Source organism: Actinocrinis puniceicyclus (genome assembly GCF_018283645.1).
Taxonomy (GTDB): Bacteria; Actinomycetota; Actinomycetes; order Streptomycetales; family Catenulisporaceae; genus Actinocrinis; species Actinocrinis puniceicyclus.
In genome coordinates this window covers 1-4,462 of record NZ_JAGSXH010000230.1, presented here as the reverse complement: position 1 = coordinate 4,462, position 4,462 = coordinate 1, and the positions used below count along the sequence as shown (strand labels likewise).

At 76.8% G+C, this 4,462-nt stretch carries 2 protein-coding genes; both read right to left on the bottom strand.

Going from position 1 to position 4,462, the window contains the following annotated elements:
- Positions 1-516 (bottom strand): precorrin-2 dehydrogenase/sirohydrochlorin ferrochelatase family protein (locus KGA66_RS28150; protein WP_369015985.1); only part of this gene is annotated, 516 nt, incomplete at its 3' end.
- A gap of 116 nt (positions 517-632) precedes the next feature.
- On the bottom strand, positions 633-4,085 hold the full coding sequence (gene cobT / locus KGA66_RS28145) for a nicotinate-nucleotide--dimethylbenzimidazole phosphoribosyltransferase (RefSeq protein WP_438822087.1): 3,453 nt from the start codon (positions 4,083-4,085) through the stop codon (positions 633-635).
- Between the last annotated feature and the right edge of the window lie 377 nt (positions 4,086-4,462).

Genomic DNA, 4,462 nt, shown 5'->3' with positions numbered 1-4,462 from the left:
CGCCGGCCGCTGCCGGAACCGCGGCGCATTGAGCGTGCCCTCGCGCAGACCCTCGAGCACCGCGTCGCGCACCCGCTGCGAGCGGCGCGGATCCCCGCCGTGCAACACCCCCGGACTGAGCACCGCCACCTGCACCCCGGCGTGCGCCCCGACCGCCGGCGTCCACGCGGTGGAGGACGCCGCGTCGTCGGCTCGCGAACAGAAGATCCGCGCGGCCTCGGCCTCCGCGCCGACCGCGGCGTTGACCGCCGGATCGTCCGTGGCCGCCACCGCGTACCAGCAGCCCTCCAGATCACCGGCCCGATACGGCCGCCGCGCCCAGGCCACCCGCCCGGAGCCGGCCAGCGCGTCGAGCGCCGCGGTGACCTGCGGCGCGATCAGCTCGACCCGCGCCCCGGCGCCCAGCAGCCCCGCGACGCGGCGCGCGGCCACCGCTCCGCCGCCGACCACCACCACCCGGCGCCCGGCCAGGCGCAACCCGGCCAGATACGGATCCGGTTGAGCGTTCTCGGACACTGTGTGGGACTGCTGCGCGGCGTTCGGCACAGCGTTCAGCGCATCACGACCGGCCGGAACATGCCCCGGCCGTCCGGCATCCGGACGGCCGGGCGCGCCGGGCACCGGCCCGACGCTCACGCACGTTCTCGTTCCGTCGGCGGCACCACGACCGCGTCGGTCGCGTCCGCCACCCCCGCGTCGTCGAACGTCGCCACCTCCCGCAGCGCCCGCACCGCCGCGGCGACCAGCGGCAGCGCCAGCGCCGCACCCGAACCCTCGCCCAAGCGCAGCTCCAGGTCGATCAGCGGCACGATCCCCAGCGCCTCCAGCGCCAGCGCGTGCCCCGGCTCGGCCGAACGGTGCCCGGCCACGCACGCCACCGTCACCTCCGGGCTCAGCGCCTGCGCCACCAGCGCAGCCGCACCGGCGATCACGCCGTCGAGCAGCACCGGCACCCGCAGCGCCGCCGCACCGAGGATGAACCCGGCCAGCGCCGCGTGCTCCAGCCCGCCGAACGCCGCCAGCACCCCGACCGGGTCCTGCGGGTCGGGCCGGTGCAGCTCGAGGGCCGCACCCACCACCTCCACCTTGTGCGCGTACGTCTGCTCGTCGATCCCGGTCCCGTACCCGGTCACCTGCGCCGCCGACGCCCCGGTGAACGCCGCGATCAACGCCGCCGACGCCGTGGTGTTCGCGATGCCCATGTCCCCGGTCAGCAGGCACCGGTTGCCGGCCGCCACCAGGTCGCGCGCCGTCTCGATCCCGGCCTCCAGCGCCGCGACCACCTCCTCGCGGGTCAGCGCCGGGCCCTGGGTCATGTCCGCGGTGCCGTAGCGCACCTTGCGCGGGATCAGCCCGGTGCGCGCCGCCAGATCCGCGTTCACACCCACGTCCACCACGCACACCTCGGCGCCGACCTGCTTGGCGAACGCGTTGACCACCGCGCCACCGGCCAGGAAGTTCGCCACCATCTGCGCGGTGACCTCCTGCGGCCACGGCGTGACACCCTGGGCGTGCACCCCGTGGTCCGCGGCGAACACCGCCAGCGCCGCCGGTTCCGGCAGCGGCGGCGGGCACACCCCCGACAGACCCGCCAACTGCTCGGAGACCGCCTCCAGCACCCCGAGCGAACCGGGCGGCTTGGTCATGCGCGCCTGGCGGTCGCGCGCCGCGGCCAGCGCCTGCGGGTCCAGCCCGCGGATCGCGTCGATCGTCTCGCTCAGCAGCGAGATCGGCGCCTCGCCGGGCAGCGCGCGCCGCCCGAAGCGCTCCTCGTGCACCGCCCACGCCAGCGGGCGGCGCTTGGCCCAGCCCGCGCCGGCCAGCTCCGGCTCCGGCGGGAACGCCGCGACGTACCCGACACACAGATACGCCACGACCTGCAGGTGGTCCGGCAGGTCGAGCACCGCGGACAGTTCCCGTTCGTCGAAGAACGAGACCCAGCCCACCCCGAGCCCTTCGGCGCGCGCGGCCAGCCACAGGTTCTCCACCGCCAGGCACGAGGAGAACGGCGCCATCATCGGCTGGGTGTAGCGCCCGAGGGTGTGCCGTCCGCCGCGGGTCGGGTCGCAGGTGACCACGATGTTGACCGGGGTGTCGAGGATCGCCTCGATCTTCAGGGCCGCGAACGCGCGGGCCCGGGCCTTGGGCAGCGAGGCGGCGTACGCGCGGCGCTGGCGCACCGCCAGGTCGTGCACGCTGCGGCGCATCGCCTCGTCGCGGATGACCAGGAAGTCCCACGGCTGGGAGAAACCGACCGAGGGCGCGGTGTGCGCGGCCTCCAGGATGCGGGTGAGGACCTCGGTGGAGACCTCGTCCGGCAGGAAGTCGTTGCGCACGTCCCGCCGCTCGTGGATGACCCGGTAGACCGCGGCGAGCGCATCCTCGTCGTAGGCGGGGGCGCGCCGCGCCGCGCCATCGGCGCCCTCGTCCACGTCCACATCCACGTCTACGTCTACGTCCACGGGCGCGCCCTGCGCGGGCCGGTGTTCCTGCGGCTGACGGGCCGGCTGCTGTTGTTGCGGCGTGGCCGGCTGTTGCCGCGGTGCAGCGGCCTGGGCGGTGCTCGTCGCGGCGGCCGCGGGAACACCGTGGGTCTGCCTCTGGCCGTGCTCCAGTGTCTCGGCGGCCGGCTGTTGCTGCGGCTCCTGCTCCTGCGGGAGCGCCGGGTCTGGTTCTGCCACGCGCCGGCGCGTACCGCGCGGAACGGGCACAGCGCCGACCGCGGCTTGCGGCGGGGCGGCTGCGGCCGCTGCCTCTGCCGGCTCCGGCGTCTGGGGCGCGGCGGGGACTTGGGCTGGCGGCGGCTGCTGCTGCTGCTGCGGCAGGGGGCCGGCTGCTGCGGCTTCGGCCCGGCTGGGAGCGGCGGTGTGCGCGGCCGGCGCGCTGCCGGCCACCGCCACCGGACGTGCCGAGGCGTGCGGCTGCCCATGCCCGCCATCCTGCACCAGTTGAGGCTGAGGCTGAGTGGCCGGCTGCGGCGCAGCCTGCTGCGCCACGGCGGCCGCTGCCGGTGCGGCTTGCTGCGGCGCAGCAGGCTGTGGCTGAACCGGCTGCGGTTGGGGCTGAGGCTGTGGCTGAGCTTGAGGGTGTGCCTGCTGCGGCTGGTGAGACGGCTGCGCTGCCTCGGGATCGGCGGCGCTCTCGGCGCTCTCGGCGGGCGCCGCCTGCCAGGGCACGACCATCTCCTCGGCGTCGTCCTCCTGCCCGGGCGCGCCCGCCGCGGCGGGCGCCACGCCTTGGGGCGCCGCGACCCGCCCCGCCGGAACCGGCGCGACAGACCGCAGCCGCTCGCTGCTCAAATCATCCGCATGCTGCTGCGTACCCACGGCGGCCGCACCAGCCGGCTGCTGCGCGGTCTGCGGCTGCGCCGCGGCGCGCCGCGGCGGAGTCAACGTCTCGCGCGCCGCAGCGACCGGCTGCGCGGCGGCGGCAGCACCCTGAGCCGCCACCCGCTGCTGCTGGGCCGGCCCGGCCGGCTGCACCGGCGACTGCTGCTGCCGCGCAGCGGCCTGCGCCTGTGCTTGCGCCGCCGCGGCCTGTGCCTGGCGCTCCGCCCGCGGCGGACGCGTCGGCAGCGGCGGCGGCGTGGGCAGCGGCTCATCCGGCAACGCCGGCCGCGGACCCGCCGCCGTCGGCGAGGGCACCCGCGGAATCCCGGACACCGACGGCTGCGGCTGCGGCTGCGCCACCGGCGTCTGCCCCGTACCCGACTGCCCGGCGACCGGCGGCGCCACGGCGAACTGCCCCGTACCCGAAGGCGCGGACCCGACGCCCGGGCCCTGCTGCGCGCCCACCGGTGAAACAGGACCCTGCGGCGCAGGCTCCGCGCCGCCCTCCTGCTGCCGCGCCTGCTGCGGCCCGAGCTGCGGATCGCGCGCAGGAGGCGCGGCCGCCGTCCAGGTGCCGGGCCCCGACATCGACGGACGCTGACTCGCGCCCGCACCCGGCCCCGCACCCGGCCCCGCACCCTGCGCCGCCGCACCGTTGGCCGGAACCTGACCCGCCGGGAACACCGGACCGCGCCCGTTCACCCCCGGCACACCGGCCGCCGAACCACCCAACCGCAGCGTCGGCTCGTCGAACATCGGACCCGGACGAAACTCCGTCGTCGGCGCGTCGAACCCCGGCGGCGGCACCTGCTGCCCGCCGCGGCCCGCCGCCTGGAAACCCTGCCGATCGCCGCCAGGCCCCTGGAAACCCTGCTGCCGCTCGAACCCGGACGACTCGAAACCCGCGCCCGAAGCCCCCGGATCGAACCCGCCGTGCTCGAACCCGGCCGGAGCCTCGCCCACGCCCTCGTGACCACCCGCCCGCGGCTGCTCACGCGGATCGAACCGCCGGCCCTGCCGCGTGAAACCCGAATCGAACGGCGACGCGTCGAACCGCTGCCCCGGCACCGCCGTACCCGCGCCCGGCCGCGCCCCGTACCCGTTGACGTAACCCTCCCCGTACGCCCTGTCTC